Genomic DNA, 1,925 nt, shown 5'->3' on the forward strand with positions numbered 1-1,925 from the left:
GCCAGCCTGGCGCGCAGGCGGCGGGGCACCCGGTCGGCGGCCATTGCCAGTCCTGTGGGCAGCACGGTGAGGGAGAAGAAGACCAGGCCGATCCACTGCCACTTCATGGTGCGGGGTTCCTCTGGTGTGGGAGGTCAGACATGGCGCTCGCGACCCGTTCCTGGTCCGGTGCCTCGTGGTGGCGTTGTACGCCGCCGCCTCGTTCAACGTCGTCGCGCATTGTGTCCTGGGTGTCGCAGGCAAGGGGCGGGGCGCCGGGCGACGAGGAGACCGTGCGATCGGAGAAATTGTCGCGGCCGACACCAGCGCCCTGGACGTCGAGAGGCGACAGAAGCGGGTCCCAACGGAACCCGGCCGGACGCACAATGATGTCCTTTCGACGTGGCTCCAGCTCCCGGGAAGTGCCTCATTCTCGAGTGTCGGACCGACAGCTGCTGGTTCCGGTCCGCGTGGCGGCCTGTGACGGTTTGTGGTCGGGGTGGCAGGGTGTGCGGTTATGAGTGTGGGAACGGGGATCCCACCGGTCGGCCGGGACGATGCGGCTGCGGGTGGCGGAGCTCCTTCGCGGCGGGTGGATTTTTTCGTGTCGTACACGGCGGCGGACCGGGGCTGGGCGGAGTGGGTCGCCTGGCAGTTGGAAGCGGCCGGTCACGTGGTGGTGCTACAGGGGTGGGACTTCACCGCGGGCGCGAACTTCGTGTATGAGATGCACCGGGCGGCGATGGTGGCGGCGCGGACGGTGGCGGTGGTGTCGCGGCCTACTTGACCTCGGCGTATGCGGAGGCGGAGTGGCAGGCGGCGTGGGCTGCGGATCCCTCAGGGGTCGAGCGGCGGTTGGTGCCGGTGCGGGTGGAGGACTGCCCACAGCCGGGGTTGTCGAGGCAGCGGGTCGGGGTGGACCTGTTCGGGGTGGACGAGCGGGTCGCGTGCGGGCGGTTGCTGGCGGCGGCGAGCGGAGAACGACAGCTCTGTCACGGACGCTGACCCTTTCCGTGACTCGTGTGGGGACCGGCGGCCAGCCTGCTGACCATCACCGTTTCCTTGGCACTCCCGAAATCGGGGCAGCTTCAGTTCTGGGAGTTGGTGGTGGTTTTCGGGTAGTGGTTGGGGGTGCGAGGACGAGTCGGGCCGCCTTCGCCGTCCGGCCGCCATACCTGCGTCTATCGCATGTACGGTGTCGACACTCGGATTGGTCGCCATTCAGCGTGCTGCCGGGCGGCCGATCTGGTCGAGGAGTCCGGTGTCCGGGTCGGTCCAGACGAAGCTGTCACGCTCGCGCGCGGAGTCGCTGGTCATGCCTGTAGCGGCTCCGCGCTGGGGTGGTGGCTGCGCAGGGCGTGTAGCGCCGGGGCGAGCTCGCTGATCTCCGGGGCGTATTCCAGCTGCTGCGCCCAGCGGGCGGGCACGGCCGCGGCGCCGTCGCGGGCGCCGAGGAGGCCGCCGGTGATGGCACCGGTGGTGTCGGCGTCGTCGCCGCGGTTGACCACCGCGACGAGAAGCTCCTCCAACGAGTCGGGCTGCTGGAGCGCCCAGACGGCCACGGCGAGGGAGTGCACGACGTATCCCGTGGTGGGCAGGTCGGTCAACGATGTCGCGGCGGAGGTGGCGAGGGCGGCGTCGACCTCGGGGGCGGGGACGGTGGGGGTGGTGTCGCGTCCCGCCTGGAGGGCTTCGGGGACCGGTGTKCCCTCGACGAGGGCGGAGACGATCGCGGTGTAGGCGACGCAGGCGTGCACGCAGCGGGGATCGGCGTGGGTGACGGCGCTGATCTCGGCGGCTTCGCGGGCGCACCGGTCCGGGTGGGAGCGGGCGAGGCCGGTGGGCAGGGCGCGCATGAGGCTGCCGTTGCCGGCGCCGCCGCCGCGCGCCGCGGCGGTCGCGGCGGCGCCGGCGGCCAGCGGCTCCTCGCCGTCGGCGATGCGACC

General features: G+C 71.5%; 1 protein-coding gene and 1 pseudogene. One reads left to right on the forward strand and one right to left on the reverse strand.

Features of this window, described 5'->3' with window-relative positions; translation table 11 throughout:
* Positions 1-496: 496 nt before the first annotated feature.
* Positions 497-984: pseudogene (locus BBK14_RS35200) on the forward strand (toll/interleukin-1 receptor domain-containing protein).
* Between the two features lie 308 nt (positions 985-1,292).
* Here BBK14_RS35200 and BBK14_RS13215 read toward each other — a convergent pair.
* On the reverse strand, positions 1,293-1,925 hold a 633-nt coding region (locus BBK14_RS13215), incomplete at its 5' end, for an ADP-ribosylglycohydrolase family protein (RefSeq protein ID WP_071062397.1).

Origin of the sequence: Parafrankia soli (genome assembly GCF_001854695.1) — a bacterium.
In the GTDB taxonomy this organism is placed as follows: domain Bacteria; phylum Actinomycetota; class Actinomycetes; order Frankiales; family Frankiaceae; genus Parafrankia; species Parafrankia soli.